The sequence below is a fragment of the Maribellus luteus genome, assembly GCF_003576475.1.
GTDB lineage: Bacteria > Bacteroidota > Bacteroidia > Bacteroidales > Prolixibacteraceae > Draconibacterium > Draconibacterium luteum.
In genome coordinates, this window is sequence record NZ_QWGR01000003.1 from 582,315 (window position 1) to 596,856 (window position 14,542).

The 14,542-nt window shown below is 42.9% G+C and carries 12 protein-coding genes; 2 read left to right on the plus strand and 10 right to left on the minus strand.

All coding sequences use genetic code 11. The features are described from left to right. Window positions 1–57: 57 nt before the first annotated feature. The 4 genes from D1614_RS07970 to D1614_RS07985 all read right to left on the minus strand — a co-directional run bounded on the left by D1614_RS07970 (window position 58) and on the right by D1614_RS07985 (window position 2,896). Window positions 58–708, minus strand: coding sequence for a DUF4097 family beta strand repeat-containing protein (locus D1614_RS07970; protein ID WP_119437355.1), 651 nt, complete (start codon window positions 706–708; stop codon window positions 58–60). A gap of 7 nt (window positions 709–715) precedes the next feature. Next, entirely contained in the window at window positions 716–1,510 is a 795-nt protein-coding gene (locus tag D1614_RS07975) for a DUF4097 family beta strand repeat-containing protein (RefSeq protein ID WP_147384111.1), read from the minus strand. A 70-nt stretch (window positions 1,511–1,580) separates the two neighbouring features. Then, on the minus strand, window positions 1,581–2,342 hold the full coding sequence (locus D1614_RS07980) for an anti-sigma factor family protein (protein WP_119437357.1): 762 nt from the start codon (window positions 2,340–2,342) through the stop codon (window positions 1,581–1,583). Window positions 2,343–2,344: 2 nt separating this feature from the next. Then, a complete protein-coding gene (locus D1614_RS07985; RefSeq protein ID WP_119437358.1) occupies window positions 2,345–2,896 on the minus strand; it encodes an RNA polymerase sigma factor in 552 nt (183 codons plus the stop codon). Window positions 2,897–3,113: 217 nt separating this feature from the next. Here D1614_RS07985 and D1614_RS07990 point away from each other — a divergent pair, with 217 nt between their 5' ends. Then, window positions 3,114–3,662 (plus strand): peroxiredoxin family protein, encoded by a 549-nt coding sequence (locus D1614_RS07990; protein ID WP_162304447.1) that lies wholly within the window; start codon window positions 3,114–3,116, stop codon window positions 3,660–3,662. 327 nt (window positions 3,663–3,989) lie between these two features. Then, window positions 3,990–5,525 carry a P-loop NTPase fold protein gene (locus D1614_RS07995; RefSeq protein ID WP_119437360.1) on the plus strand — a complete coding sequence of 512 codons (1,536 nt, stop codon included), beginning with the start codon at window positions 3,990–3,992 and terminating at the stop codon, window positions 5,523–5,525. Between the two features lie 76 nt (window positions 5,526–5,601). Here D1614_RS07995 and scpA read toward each other — a convergent pair whose 3' ends face one another. The 6 genes from scpA to D1614_RS08025 form a co-directional block, all read right to left on the minus strand. Next, window positions 5,602–7,758: a methylmalonyl-CoA mutase gene (gene scpA / locus D1614_RS08000; protein ID WP_119437361.1), complete on the minus strand. Its 2,157-nt coding sequence runs from the start codon at window positions 7,756–7,758 to the stop codon at window positions 5,602–5,604. A 12-nt stretch (window positions 7,759–7,770) separates the two neighbouring features. Then, window positions 7,771–9,633: a methylmalonyl-CoA mutase family protein gene (locus D1614_RS08005; RefSeq protein WP_119437362.1), complete on the minus strand. Its 1,863-nt coding sequence runs from the start codon at window positions 9,631–9,633 to the stop codon at window positions 7,771–7,773. A 297-nt stretch (window positions 9,634–9,930) separates the two neighbouring features. Next, window positions 9,931–11,172 (minus strand): sulfate reduction electron transfer complex DsrMKJOP subunit DsrP, encoded by a 1,242-nt coding sequence (gene dsrP / locus D1614_RS08010; RefSeq protein WP_119437363.1) that lies wholly within the window; start codon window positions 11,170–11,172, stop codon window positions 9,931–9,933. A 40-nt stretch (window positions 11,173–11,212) separates the two neighbouring features. Then, window positions 11,213–12,103: a 4Fe-4S dicluster domain-containing protein gene (locus D1614_RS08015; RefSeq protein ID WP_119437364.1), complete on the minus strand. Its 891-nt coding sequence runs from the start codon at window positions 12,101–12,103 to the stop codon at window positions 11,213–11,215. Beyond that, window positions 12,090–12,716, minus strand: a complete 627-nt coding sequence (locus tag D1614_RS08020; RefSeq protein WP_206609946.1) for a cytochrome c3 family protein — start codon at window positions 12,714–12,716, stop codon at window positions 12,090–12,092. The genes D1614_RS08015 and D1614_RS08020 overlap by 14 nt, the downstream gene beginning before the upstream one ends. Window positions 12,717–12,745: 29 nt before the next feature. Next, complete coding sequence (locus D1614_RS08025; protein ID WP_119437365.1) at window positions 12,746–14,401, minus strand: hypothetical protein; 1,656 nt, start codon at window positions 14,399–14,401, stop codon at window positions 12,746–12,748. Window positions 14,402–14,542: the final 141 nt, after the last annotated feature.

Consider the following 14,542-nt stretch of genomic DNA (forward strand, 5'->3'; position numbering starts at 1 on the left):
CAACAAAAAAGCCGTCCCACTTATGAAACGGCTGTATGAATCTTACCAGGGTATCTCCTACTTTTTCCGAAGAAAGATATCTCCGCTTACAGTCTCAAGATCGACTTCCGTTGATCCGCCATTTAATGAAAGCTGGTGTTTTGTTCCAACCCATTGAGTTCGTTCCGGAGTTTTTCCATCAAACTCAAGATTGGAATACACTTCACCGGTTACCGTTGACAAATCAATTTTCATCCGATGCGCTTCCGGAATTGTATAGTCGATAAACCCGGAGATGGAATGAACTTTCATCGCTCCTTTGCAACCAATCAGTTCCACTTCGCCGGAAATTGTTTTCAAACTAAATTTTAATTGCTCCGGAACCTTGAGGGAATAATGCACATCCGAATTAAAATTATTGAGATTGCTTCCTCCTCTTTCCTTCTTAATGCCTTCAAAATCGATGTCCTCCTTTAGTTTCAACTTCAGACCACCTTTTTCAATAGCAAGATTGTAAAAATCGTTGTATTGATTATCGTCGATATTTACCTCTACGCGTAGTTCAATATAATCCTTGTCCCATGCCTCAAGAACAATATCCTGAGCAAAACTGAATTCCATAAAAGTCTCTCTGTTGTCCACTTCGATCTTCTCATTGATCACCCTCTGCGCAAGAATGCCGGATACGGAACTCAGAATAAATAGCGCTGATAGAATAAGTGTTTTCATGGCTCTCCTACTTTTTCCTCAGGTAAATATTTCCGGAGATTGATTTGAGCAATAACTTCTGCCCTCCTCCATTCAATGTGTATTCAGTGTTATTCCGGTGCTTGATTTCATCCAATCCTTCCGAACGCTTGTCTTTTTCGTTATCAGAAGTATTTACCAGGTCAAGATTGTTGTACACATCTCCGGTAATATTTGAAACCTGAATATCGGCTTTGGTAGCTGCGGGCAAAGTTATATCCACCAAACCACTGACGGTTGCCAGAGAAGTAGGTTGCTCCTGGCTCAGACTATTAAACTCCGCCTCAATGCTTCCACTTACTGAGCTTACCGTAAGTGGACCGGTGCAATTACTAAGCGTTACGTTCGACGACAATGTTTTTATCTCCAGACTTCCGTTATAAGAATCCACTTTCAGGTTATTCCTGGCAAACGGACTGTTATAATCGATACTCAGTTTGACTCCCTGCGGAACAGAAATGGTATAAGCGTAGTCTTTCACCTTTTTAGTGGTACCGACAATCTTTACCACACCGTCTGCTTCGCTAACATTCAACCCTAAGCCAGTATTGTCTTCCATGGCTCCGAGCAGCTGTAGTCCTTCAGCTCTTTCCGGTTTTTCAAAAGCGATATCCGAAGTTATCACGATCGCATTTCCGGTATTATTCTTTACATTGATCTCTCCCAACAAGTCGGCAATCAGAATCCGGCTTTTAACCTTGGGCGTGTATTCGTATTTGCTTTCCTGGCTCAATAGTGCGAGAGGAAGTGCAATTACGGCCAATAAAATTGTGAATCGTTTCATTTTGTTGAAATTTAATGTTCTTTACTTTTTATGAAGGAAACCGCGTGAGCCGGCATTACACACTGCTTCCTTATATGATTGTTTTCATCATATCCTGTGCAAAATCCTTTACGTTCGGATCAGTACCTGCCTGATTCTTTATGAACTCAATATTGTCCTTGGCTTCGTTTACCCCCGATTCTGTCAACACCTGGATCAGAGAAATCTGAACAAGTGGATTATCCTGAACCAGCAAGGATTGTACAAGCCCCGACTTCACCTGCTGATTATCGCTGACCATTCCCGACAAAACATTGAGGGCGGCCAGTCGTACGTTTATATTTTTATCGCTGTTAAGTGTGTACATCAGGGCATCGACCAAATCAGCACTTTGGGTACTGTATTCGGCAGCCGAATATACCGCCTCAATTTTTTGCGGACCCGAATAGTCTTTCAACCCGGCCAGCACCACCTGTTGTTTGAGGCTCTGAACTTCGGCTGTCAACTGTGCATTCTGCCCGTTTCCCGAACCTGAAAAATAACCCGCAGCAAATGTTCCCAATGCAAGTACTACAACTGCGGCTGCTTTTGTCCACGAAGGAAGTATGATCAATCTAGGATTTTGAGAAGAAGTCTGTTCTTCGAGCATCATCATAAATTCTTCTTTCATTCCCGACGGCGGTTCAATCTCCGGCAAAGAGTCGGTGAATTTCAGGAACGAACTCAAATCGTTGTACTCTTCCCGGCAGGAGGCACAACCTTTTATGTGTTGTTCCATTTTTGCGCCGGTAACCGCATCCAGTTTACCATCGATCAACTCCGGAATATTTATTTTTACTTCTTCGCACTTCATGACTACTCAATTAAAATTTTTGAATAAATCTCTTTCAGTTTTTGTATGGCCCTGAACGTTCTCACTTTCACTGCATTTTCGTTCGATGAGATGGTGCCTGCAATTTCTTTGTAGGAAAATCCCTGGAAACGGTTTAATTCGATCAGTTCGCGATCGCCGGGTTGCAACTGCCCCATCGCTTCAATCAAAATATCGTACGATTCTTTGATCTCCATTTCCTTTACCGAATCGGTACTGTCTTTAATTACCAACTCGCGGTCTTCTTCCACTGCAAAGAACTTTTTAGTGCCCCGGTAATAGTCCACCAATTCGTTTCGGGCAATCCGGAACAGCCAGTAAGCAAACACCTTGTCCGGCTTCCAGCTTTGACTGTATTTCAAAATCTTCAAAAAAACATTTTGGGTGAGATCGCGGCTGACGTCCGAATCTTTTGTCATCCGAACAAAATACCCAAACACTTTTTTGTAGTTTCTGTCGTACAGAATGCCCGCGGCCATCTTTTTACCGCTGGCAAGCTGCTCCATCAACCTTTCATCGTTCAGTGTCTCTATCATTAATTTTCAATCGAAAATGCTCGAAATTTCAAGCAACTAATAACAATACCTCAATTTAGACGATTCGTTACACAGCCAGTAAATATTTTTGAAAATTTTTATACCTCTATTGCAACAGTCCTACTCTATGAAGCACTGCTCACTGTTCACCAAACAGCTGACTCTCAAGAACATTTCCATGAGCATTCTGTTCTTCACTTATAAAAAACACTTCAATATGAAAACGATTATAATCCTGGTACTGGCATTTTTTTCAGTTACAGCATTTTCGCAACCTCATTCAAAAGTTAAAACCGGCGACAAAATCATCGACTTTAAAGCTCATTTAATTGATGGCACAGAACTACCGCTAAATAAACTTTACGATCAATCGCCGCTTGTATTAATTGTTCTACGTGGCTGGCCCGAATACCAGTGCCCGGTTTGCACCCGGCAGGTAGGCGAATTTGTTGCCGAAGCCGATCAACTAAAAAAACACGGTGCCAAGGTTTTGATGATCTACCCCGGACCATCGGAAGTATTACAGGAAAAAGCAAAAGAATTTACCAGCGACTTTACTTTTCCTGAAGGATTCTATTTTGCTCTTGACCCGAATTACGAAATGGTAAACCAATACGGTCTTCGATGGGATGCACCCAAAGAAACTGCTTACCCTTCCACGTTTGTAATCGATAAAAACGGCAAAGTGGTTTTTGCCAAAGTCAGCTCAAGTCATGGAGGGAGGGCCGATGTAGAAGAAGTTGTGGAGGCGTTGAAGATTTTATAAACAAACTTTCTTACAAACTCTTGCTGAGTTCACCCTTAACTTCGATTTGAACAGGGTTACTAAAATTGAATTCCTGCCAAACAGCGAGGCAGACATTCCCGATTTTCAACTAGGTACGAGTTGGCTTTTAATCGTACAGAATCTCACCAACGAGATAAACAACCCGGTACGGATTGGATATAATAGAACCAGACATTGCTATTAAACCAACAACTCAGTATAAGTTGGATCCGCCGAAGCACACAAATATGTTTGCAACCTGTTGAAAATTACGATAAATAGAAATCGCCTTCTTTCCCAATAGTTTTTTAGCTTTAAAACAAAAAAATGACCGACAAACCACTTGTTATCCCAATCGACAAAATCAAAAGTGATTTTCAAACATTTCTGACACCTCACCACAACCGAAGAATCATTTTTTCCGGAGCATTTGGAATCGGCAAAACTCATTTCCTAAACGAGTTTTTTAAAGAAAAAGAAGAATATTTTCCCGTTTTTCTAAGACCAATCAATTATTCGTTACTCTCGAACGAAGATGTTTTTAAGTTTATCAAATATGATATTCTTGCTCAGTTAATTCAGAATGAGAAGTTTGAAGTCGGGGATAGTTTTGATTTTTCCGCAGAAGAATACACCAAATACTATGTAGGGCAAAATGGCTTTTCTATTTTATTCAACTTATTAAAATATGCACCAAAAGTAGGAGCGTTTATTAAAGCATCGGAGAAACTGGGAATTCTAGTTGAGAAATTCAGAAACGGATTAAAAGAAATCAATTCGAACGCAGAACTAAAGATGCTCAAAGAGTTCGGAGAACAAGCTGAAAACCATTTTCTCTATGAAAATGATGGAGTCACTGACTTTATCTCTGAAATACTGAACAAGCTCGTTACACCAGAAAATCAAGAAGATGGGAACAAGAGTAAAGTTTTAATTATTGATGATCTTGACCGCCTCGATCCGGAGCATATCTTCCGTTTGTTTAATGTTTTTAGCGCCCATTTTGACCAGGTTCATTACTACGAAAACAAAGAAGGAAATGACAATAAATTCGGTTTTGACAAAATCATTTTCGTTTGCGACATTGAAAATATCCGTAAAATATTTGCTCATAAATACGGTAGCGAGGTTGATTTTAGTGGGTATATTGATAAGTTCTATTCTACTACGATATATAGATTCTTACATAATGACGTATTTGACCAAATAGTAAAACCGCATTTTGAGAATAAGTTAGAGCTATATCATGATTTTAGAAGTTATATCAGAATTGGAGAACTTTTTGTAGCCGTTCTCAAATTATTATTCCAAGGCCATGAATTATCGGTTCGTGAGATTAAAAAACTCAATTCTTATAAACCGTCCTTTATTTCCGAAAATAAAATTGTGAATTATTCCCCTGTAATGCTTACGAAAGTGGGCTCTAAAGAAAATTCTGTTTTGAAACAATACAAACTGCTTATAATATGCAAGATATTTGAGGAAACATTCGGGACAAGAAATATCTTTTTGAAGAAAATTAATAGAGCCTTTGAAAATTTTTCTAAAAGTGATGATTCAGACCTAAACTATACCTATGCTGAATCTCTGGGTGATATAATTCTATTTTCAGATATTGACCATCACAAATTCAACTATAGCAAGATTAATGATGCTTCACCATTAGAATTTGAACTTAAAACAAACAAAGGTGTAGTCTTAAAGTATAAAATTCTAGGGGGTTATTATTCGAATCGTTATGAAGGAGGGGATATGTGGTTTCGTGCTGAAATAGAAAAACCATTTAATACAAACATTTCGAATGGTCAGTTTTACAAACTACTAGTTTCTGCATTAGAAAATATTGTTAAATATGGAATCTAATTATAATAAAAGCCGGCCCCAAACGGGACCGGCTTTCGGTATATAGCGACTTCAAGTATTGAGTCTTGTATTTAGCTTAGTTTTCTTTGAAAGCTTCGATCAAAATCTCAAGGATCTTTTTACCGGCAGCTGCTACGCTGCTACCCGGGCCAAAGATGGCCACCGCACCTGCATCGTACAGGTATTGGTAATCCTGAGCAGGAATAACACCACCACAAATTACCATGATGTCGTCGCGCCCCAGTTTTTTCAGCTCTTCGATAATGGCCGGAACCAGTGTTTTGTGTCCTGCTGCCAGTGAAGAAACACCTACCACGTGCACGTCGTTTTCAACGGCTTGCTTGGCAGCTTCTTCCGGAGTCTGGAACAGCGGTCCCATATCCACGTCGAAACCGATATCGGCATAACCGGTTGCCACTACTTTTGCACCGCGGTCGTGTCCGTCCTGCCCCATTTTGGCAATCATAATCCTTGGCTGACGGCCTTCCATTTCTGCGAACTTCTTTGCCAGTTCCTGTGCTTCCTGGAATTCTGACTTATCTTTTGCTTCTGCTTTGTACACGCCTTCAATCGTTCTGATTACTGCTTTATAACGACCTGCAATTTTTTCGCAGGCGTCTGAAATTTCACCCAAAGATGCGCGTTTTTTCGCTGCTTCGATCGAAAGTGCCAGCAAGTTACCTTTTCCGGTTTCAACCGCTTTGGTAATGGCTGCCAATGCTTCCTGAACTTCAGCTTCGTTACGCTCGGCACGCAGCTTATTCAAACGCTCAATCTGCGACAAACGAACGGCGGTGTTGTCCACTTCCAGAATATCGATCGGATCTTCTTTTTCGAGACGGTATTTGTTCAAACCAACAATGGTTTGTGTTCCGCTGTCGATCTTACCCTGTGCACGTGCAGCTGCTTCTTCGATTCTCATTTTCGGAACACCGGTTTCGATGGCTTTTGCCATACCGCCCAGTTTTTCCACTTCTTCGATCAGCGCCCATGCTTTCTGTGCCAGCTCGTGTGTCAGGCTTTCAACATAGTAAGAACCTGCCCATGGATCAAGCGAACGGCAAACTTCGGTTTCCTGCTGAATGTACAACTGGGTGTTACGTGCAATACGAGCCGAGAAGTCGGTTGGCAATGCAATGGCTTCATCCAGTGCATTGGTGTGCAAACTCTGGGTGTGACCCAGTGCTGCTGCCATCGCCTCAATAGCTGTACGGCCTACGTTGTTAAACGGATCCTGCTCAGTCAACGACCATCCCGATGTTTGCGAGTGTGTACGCAAAGCCATCGATTTTGGGTTTTTCGGGTTGAACTGGCTCACCAGTTTTGCCCAGATCATACGGGCAGCGCGCATTTTGGCAATTTCCATAAAGTGGTTCATACCAATGGCCCAGAAGAACGACAGACGCGGAGCGAAAGCGTCGATATCCAAACCTGCTTTAACACCTGTGCGGAGGTAGTCCAAACCATCGGCCAGTGTGTAAGCCATTTCAATATCGGCCGTTGCACCGGCTTCCTGCATGTGGTAACCCGAGATGGAAATAGAGTTGAACTTCGGCATGTGCTGCGAAGTAAACTCGAAAATATCAGCAATAATTTTCATGGAGAATTCCGGCGGGTAAATGTAAGTGTTACGCACCATGAATTCTTTCAGAATATCGTTCTGAATGGTTCCTGAAAGCTGTTCCAATGTTGCGCCCTGCTCCAGACCGGTTACAATATAAAATGCCATAATTGGAAGTACGGCACCGTTCATGGTCATGGAAACTGACATTTTATCGAGCGGAATCTGATCGAACAGGATTTTCATATCCAGGATCGAGTCGATGGCCACACCTGCTTTACCAACATCGCCAATTACACGCGGGTGATCAGAGTCGTATCCGCGGTGAGTAGCCAAGTCGAATGCAACCGACAAACCTTTTTGTCCGGCAGCCAGGTTACGACGATAAAATGCATTGGATTCTTCAGCAGTTGAGAAACCTGCATACTGGCGGATCGTCCACGGACGCATAACGTACATGGTTGAATAAGGTCCGCGAAGGTATGGTGCCAAACCTGCCGCATAGTTCAGGTGTTCCATGCCTTCCAGATCTTCCTTCGTATACACCGGTTTTACCGGAATCTGCTCAGGAGTGATCCAGTCTTTTTTGATATTGTTTTTTGCAGTCCAGTCGCCCAAATCTTTCTGAGCAGCGGCTGCTTTTATGTTTACATTTTTAAAATCTGGTTTCATAGTTTCCGCTTTTTAGATTCCCAATTTTGTTTGATACGCTTTCAGATCCTCCAGAATGTTGCTTTTCACGTGAATGAAATTGGTAATTCCTTTTTCCTGAAGTTCAGCCATACAAGCCGGAGCTCCTGCAACTACCAAAATTTCCTCCTCCAACAGTTCGGCCATTTTTGGAGCAATTTCAGCATATTCCTCATCAGAACTACAAACCACAACAATGTCGGCACCGGCAGCTTTCGCAGCAGCAACGCCTTCTTCAACAGTTGCAAATCCGTTATTGTCTTGTACATCGAAACCGGCTACAGCAAAGAAGTTACAGCTAAACTGTGCACGTGCCTTACGGAATGTCAGGTTACCAATGGTAAGCATAAATGCCAGCGGACGTTTATTTTCCTGCGAGTACATGTCGGTAGAATAGCGCAATGCCTCAAAAGCCTGGGCTCCGCGGTAGGGTTTCAATGTCTCCACTTCAGCGCCTTCAACCGTCAGATCAACCGGCTCGAATACCGAACCGTCAAAACCGGGTTTCAGTTTTTCGTTGAAGTTCGGAAATTGGTTGGTTCCCAACAGGTTTTCGCGACGTTGAGCAAAACGTTTGTCGCGCTCGGCTGCCATCTTTTTAATTTCAGCCTGAATAAATCCTTCTTTGAAAGCAGCAATAAATCCGCCTTTTTCCTGAATAGTCAGGAACAGGTTCCATGCCTGATCAGCGATCGATTCAGTAAGGTTTTCGATGTAATAAGAACCTGCCGACGGGTCAGCAATTTTACTCAAATGAGATTCTTCCTGTAACAGGATCTGCTGGTTACGGGCAATTCTTTCCGAGAATTCGGTTGAATCTTCGTAAATAGCGTTAAACGGAAGTACGGTTACCGAATGTGCACCACCCAAAATAGCCGACATGGCTTCGGTTTGTGTACGAAGCATGTTTACATACGGATCGTAAATGGTTTTGTTGTAACGGTTGGTTTCGCTGTGAACGATCATTTTTGCCGAACACTTGCACTCAGGCGCGTAAGCTTCCACAATTTTTGACCACAAAAGACGCCCGGCACGCAACTTGGCAATTTCCATGAAATAGTTGTTGCCGATACCAAAATTGAATTTGATGGCTTTTGCAGCATCGTCGATTGAAACTCCGGCTTCGGTAAGTTGAGTTAAATACTCAGCACCCTGTGCCAATGAGAACGCCAGTTCCTGAACAATGGATGAACCGCTGTTGGCAAAGAATTTACCATGAACGGCCACCGTTCTGAATTTTGGCAACGCTTTGGCTTTTTCGATCGCGGGTTTCAGCTTAGCCACAGCGCCTTCTTCCAGAACTCCTTTTAAAACAAAAGTTCCGATCGGGTCGGTAGCAGTTGAGGCCACAACATTTTCCCTGTTCCATTTTCCTGCCGACACATAGTCAACAAAAAGTTCAGCCAGGTTGCAGTCGTCGCTGGGGCAAACCAGGTTTACTTCAGCAGCTTCCACACAAATGTCTTTCAGCAATATTGCCAGGTTTTCTTTGGTTACCGAACAGCAGTCGCTGAACAGAAACCCTAAGGAAGTAACTCCTTTACCTAAAACCCGAAGTGCTTTAGCATTGGCTTCTTCGAAATCAGTTACAAAAATGTTTTGACGGATAAACCAGTTGTTATTGGTTTTATTGTTTCCCCGCACAAACGGAAATTCACCCGGAAGTGACTCCAGATAATCCTTTCCGGCAAGGTTTTCCTGACGGTAATACGGACGAACGTTGAAGCCCTCGAAAGTCTTCCAGACCAACGCACGGTCGTAGTCTTTGCCTTTTAAATCGGCAATAATCTTGGCTTCCCACTCTTCTGTAGTAACAGAATTGAATTCTGTGAAAAGCTTTTTATCTTTTTCTGCCATGTTGAAAGTTGTTTTTGAAAATCGTGCGGCAAACTTAAGGGTTTTAGCTGATTGAGAGAATCAAAGCACCTTGTTTTTGAGGAATGTTAACAAAAATCATATTTCGGACGACTTAAACTTAAGGTTAAATTAAAAATGAAAATTTTTTACCCTCATTTTTTGTTTCGCCCAAAAGAAAACAAGCATAAAAGTCAACTACAAAAAACTACATATCAACACATTAATAAGAACAATTCTAAATAAACTATCTGTCGACAAACCCCTTCAAAAAAGATTAATATGCCAGCTAAAATTGACTTACGCTTGAATTCTCACACTTTCTTCTTTCCCACGAATAGAACCAATGTTATAATTCTCGAAAATAATCGCTATGGCCACTTTCACCAAAAAAGTAAAAAGCAAAGAACCCAGCGAAAAGATCAGAACGGCCGTTCTGATCTCGGTCATCGAAGGTGTGTAGACATAAATCTGCCCCAAAACGTCGGGAGTGAAACCCGGGATGATCAGCGCAATACCTTTTTCCACGTAAACACTGGAATAGATCAACACCGTTCCAATGTTCAGCGTCACAAAGTTTTTTCGTGTTTTGGGAATCAGGAAGAGGATAAAAGCGGCAAAACCCATCCCAATCGACAACCAGCTGTACGGCACAAGCTCTTTGTTATCGCCAATTCCGAAGAGCAAATATTTCCAGTACAACAGGTGCTGCGTTCCGGAGTAAAACTCCTTGAAAAGTTCGGCGATCGTAAAAAACAGGTAGATAAACATAGCGTAAACCATTAATTCGGCAATCCGCCAGATGGCTTCATCTTTAATCTCGAAATTGGTAATTTTCCGAAGTATCTGAAAAAGGATCAGCAAAATAGCCGGTCCCGAACAAAAGGCCGATGCCAGAAAGCGCGGTGCCAGCAAAGCACTGTTCCAAAACGGGCGGGCAGGCAATGCGTTATACAAAAAGGCTGTTACAGTGTGAATTCCCACTGCCATCGGGATACTGATAAAAACGATGGTAAGCACCATTTTTTTCCGGTACTCTTTTTTGTAAAAGATGGCATACAACAGATGAGAAACCACCACAAAATTGATGATCAGATAAGCCAGCAAAAAGAAGAAGTCCCACGAAAGCATGGAATACGGAAAATTCATGGTCCCCAGAATGGGCAGCATGTGCCAGAACCGCATGGGATTTCCAATGTCGACAACAATAAATGCGATACTCATGATTACAGCGCAAACGGCCAGTAACTCGCCAAAAATTACAATCTCCTTTATGGGCTTCCAGTTGTAAATGTAAGCCGGGATAACCAACATCACAGCTGCCGCGGCTACTCCCACCAAAAACGTAAAGTTACCGATGTAAAACGCCCACGACACCGAATCGCGCATGTTGGTGGTTATTAAACCGTCGCGGAGCTGCCCTGCGTATCCGCCGGCTCCCCAAACGATCAGCACAAAAAGAAACAGCAACCAGGCATAATAGGTCTTTGTCCCCCGGAAAAACAACTGTATACTACCTTTTACAAAACGGATAAAGTTCATGACAAACGCGTTATATTGTTAGAAGTTTCCATTGAACGAATCAAACGCCAAAGAAGTAATAAAACTTTGGCTGCGTGTTTAACTCCTCTTTTAATACGAGGACTCTTTTATTCTCCAGAATATACCTGATTTCGCTATTGGGATCGAGCAGGTTGCCAAATTTCCGGGCGCCCACCGGGCAAATTTCCACGCAGGCTGGATACCTTCCCTCTCTCACCCGCTGAATGCAAAAAGTACACTTCTCCACCACGCCTTTCATTCTGGGCCGGTTTCCGAGATAATGCATTTCGGTGTTTATTTCCTCTTCCGGAATTTCGGGTTTCCCCCAGTTGAAATGCCGTGCCCCGTATGGGCAGGCAGCCATACAATACCGGCAGCCAATGCACCAGTTGTAATCTACCACCACAATTCCATCGGGTTCCTGCCAGGTTGCTTTTACCGGGCAAACCGTTGTACACTGCGGTGTCCGGCATTGCTGGCACTGAACAGGCAAATAAAAATGCCCTTCTTCGGGTACGGTCTCCGGATTGTAATGAACATCGGAATGCACAAAGTCGATACCTTTTTCCTTTTCCATTTGCAGCACCTGAATCCAGTGAATCTGCGGCTCGCGCGACTGATTGTTTTCCTCCACACAGGCATACACACACTTTCTGCAGCCAATGCATCTGGAAATATCCAAAGCATAACCAAACAAAGTTCCGTCGATAGCCGGCTTATCCGACAAATGAAACTCCTTGTGGTACTTTTCCTTGTATTCGGCCTCCAGGTCTTCAATCAACTGCTTCTTTTCCTTTTCAGACAATGTCCTGAAATTCTTTTGAAAAAACTTCTCCAGCTCCTTTAACGAGCACCCCGAAAGCGCAAGGGCAGAAGCCGAAGCCAGTGAAATATTTTTGAGGAAAGACCTCCTTGAATTACTTTTCTTCATTGTTCTCCTGGTTTTTCGGTTGGTAATTTTTTATATCCTCTTGCCTTACAGGAGGGGGCTCAGGCGTCATCGATTCAAACTTCGGGGAATGAGGATTGTGGCAATGCACGCAAAGCAAATACTCCTTTTTGCCGTTCCATTCCCCGATTCGTTTTCCATGAACACCTACTTTCCAATCTCTTAGTTTCTCGCCGTGGCATTGTCCGCAGAGTTTATACGATTCTTCAAACGAAAGCAATTTGCCGCTGGCCAGTCTCAGTGAATCCCGATTATTCATATCATGACAATCAAGACACCACCGGTTCTCGCTGTCGTGGTTAAAAATGGCGCTGATGTCATCGTGAAAATCAACCAGTTCTCTTCGCTGCGGATTGGGGACAATATCGGAATGACAATCATTGCACGGAAAAATTCCGTCGGTAAGCGGAGGCGGCTCTACCGCGATCTCGGTTGACTCGCCAGTATATTGCGCGACGCTTCCTTCTTTCAAATTGGAATCCGCATCATCCTGCCCCGACTGTGGACCAGAGCCGGAACAAGCTCCCAAAAGGGCCAACATAAACAGCGCCGGAATCCAACGGCTGAAGTGCCTGTTTCTTTGTATTTTCTTCATTCCCATAAATCTTAAATTTCAAACTCATTTTACTCCTTTTTCCTGATCAGGTATTTTGTATACCAAACCGAAACAGCGATCGAAATAATAGCCAGCCCCAGAAAGGCCAGTATCCGGTACCCGATGTTTACACTTGCCATGTCGACAAAAATCAGGCGTATGGCCGATACAACCATTGCCGAAATGGCCAGCCAACGGTATTTTATATTTTTCAAGAGATAACCGACTAAAAAGAAAAGCAAGCCTGCGAATATCCAGGTTGCGGTGATGTAGGATGGAGGAGAAACATGGTAAAAAGCAACCAGCGTCATTCCAAATCCCAGCAGCAAATAAAGGTTCCGAACCAGTTCGGTTTTAATGTTCAGTCGCTCTTTTTGCCAGTTTATGATTCGGGCCGAAACAAAGGCAACCAGCATAAACGAGAAATTCGTGAGGTGGTTATTCTGATGCGACTGCACGGCAAACACCAGGAAAACAAGAAATAAAATAGTGTTCATGACAATCATAAACCGCGACCTGAACCACAAGGCAAACGACACCACCAATAAACTTTGAAGCGCAAAAAGGCCGTACGAATCGGGCAAACCGAAAATTCCGAAAATGACCACACTTAAGGTCAAAAATCCGTAAAGAACATAGATGGAGGCGATTAGCCGGATGTCGGATTTTAAGCGGAGCAGCGCTGCATACAAAATACACAACACGGTTACCATCGCGGAAATCGGTACATAATTGTTCTCGAAATAGGTAAGAAGAATAATCGCCAGAATAACCGTAAAGCCTAGCCCGTTCCAAATAATGGCGACAATAGCCAATTCGCTGGAGATCGTTTCTTTTCGAGGAACAATCGCGATTAAAGAAAAGACAATTCCCGTGAGTATCGGAAAAACATACAACCCGCTCACCGAAGCCACAAACGCCGGATTATTTCCCATAAAAGGATTATTGAGCAACCACACCAAATGCAGCACATAAGCCACGAATATGAAAAACAAAGCGAGTTTCAGCCAGGCAAAACGGCGATACAATTCCAATGTTATAAAAGCAACAGTTGTTGCCAATATCGCGATTACCGCTGCAGAATCGAAAACCACTCCGGCCCCCATCAGCATAATTAACGACAAGCCTGCCGTAGCCTGTGATTTTTTACGAAAAGCGATGTACAGAAATACCAATGACACTAAAATCAACAAAACAAAAGCAAGGATTTTATTTTGCAACAGCGGATTTTCCTGGAAGAAATAAAGCCGAAGCGTAAAAAAGTACAACAGGAAATGGCCGTTATACACCAGTAACTTCGAGATTACCGAAAGCGATTCCCGGATGTAATGGGCGCAAATATAAATCGAAGCTACCGCGGCAAAACCTACCAAGATGGAAACAACCCGGTTTCCCGAATTTTGTAAATAATTGACCAGAAATATTAAACCCAGAAACAGGACGATATTTCCCAGCCAGGCCATGCCGTATTCGCCAACACGAAATTCAATGGAGCCTTTGGTCTCAAATGGCAGTTTGATGTCTATGCCATCATCTTGAGGAAGATGTTCCCTTTTTCTGGCGATAAACTCCGGAACACCGGTCTTTTCGAGCGATCGCTCAATGTTGGTCAGGCGTTCGTTTAACGCATTCAGTTCATTTCTGAGATTTTCAAATTCGGGGGAATTTGATGTTTCTCCCTGCATGACCAATAGCCTTTGATTAAATTCTTCCCCTGGTGATTTCTTCGGGAAGCGATACGGTTAAGAGCGCATTCAACCAGCGCAATATCCCAGAACATCTAAAACGAACAAACAATTTTTTTTCGGTTCGTCTTATCACTATTT

What these genes read in the sequence shown, in the direction of transcription:
- D1614_RS07970 (WP_119437355.1), bottom strand. Translation starts at nt 708, where the DNA reads ATGAAAACACTTATTCTATCAGCGCTATTTATTCTGAGTTCCGTATCC.
- D1614_RS07975 (WP_147384111.1), bottom strand. Translation starts at nt 1,510, where the DNA reads ATGAAACGATTCACAATTTTATTGGCCGTAATTGCACTTCCTCTCGCA.
- D1614_RS07980 (WP_119437357.1), bottom strand. Translation starts at nt 2,342, where the DNA reads ATGAAGTGCGAAGAAGTAAAAATAAATATTCCGGAGTTGATCGATGGT.
- D1614_RS07985 (WP_119437358.1), bottom strand. Translation starts at nt 2,896, where the DNA reads ATGATAGAGACACTGAACGATGAAAGGTTGATGGAGCAGCTTGCCAGC.
- D1614_RS07990 (WP_162304447.1), top strand. Translation starts at nt 3,114, where the DNA reads ATGAAAACGATTATAATCCTGGTACTGGCATTTTTTTCAGTTACAGCA.
- D1614_RS07995 (WP_119437360.1), top strand. Translation starts at nt 3,990, where the DNA reads ATGACCGACAAACCACTTGTTATCCCAATCGACAAAATCAAAAGTGAT.
- scpA (WP_119437361.1), bottom strand. Translation starts at nt 7,758, where the DNA reads ATGAAACCAGATTTTAAAAATGTAAACATAAAAGCAGCCGCTGCTCAG.
- D1614_RS08005 (WP_119437362.1), bottom strand. Translation starts at nt 9,633, where the DNA reads ATGGCAGAAAAAGATAAAAAGCTTTTCACAGAATTCAATTCTGTTACT.
- dsrP (WP_119437363.1), bottom strand. Translation starts at nt 11,172, where the DNA reads ATGAACTTTATCCGTTTTGTAAAAGGTAGTATACAGTTGTTTTTCCGG.
- D1614_RS08015 (WP_119437364.1), bottom strand. Translation starts at nt 12,103, where the DNA reads ATGAAGAAAAGTAATTCAAGGAGGTCTTTCCTCAAAAATATTTCACTG.
- D1614_RS08020 (WP_206609946.1), bottom strand. Translation starts at nt 12,716, where the DNA reads ATGAAGAAAATACAAAGAAACAGGCACTTCAGCCGTTGGATTCCGGCG.
- D1614_RS08025 (WP_119437365.1), bottom strand. Translation starts at nt 14,401, where the DNA reads ATGCAGGGAGAAACATCAAATTCCCCCGAATTTGAAAATCTCAGAAAT.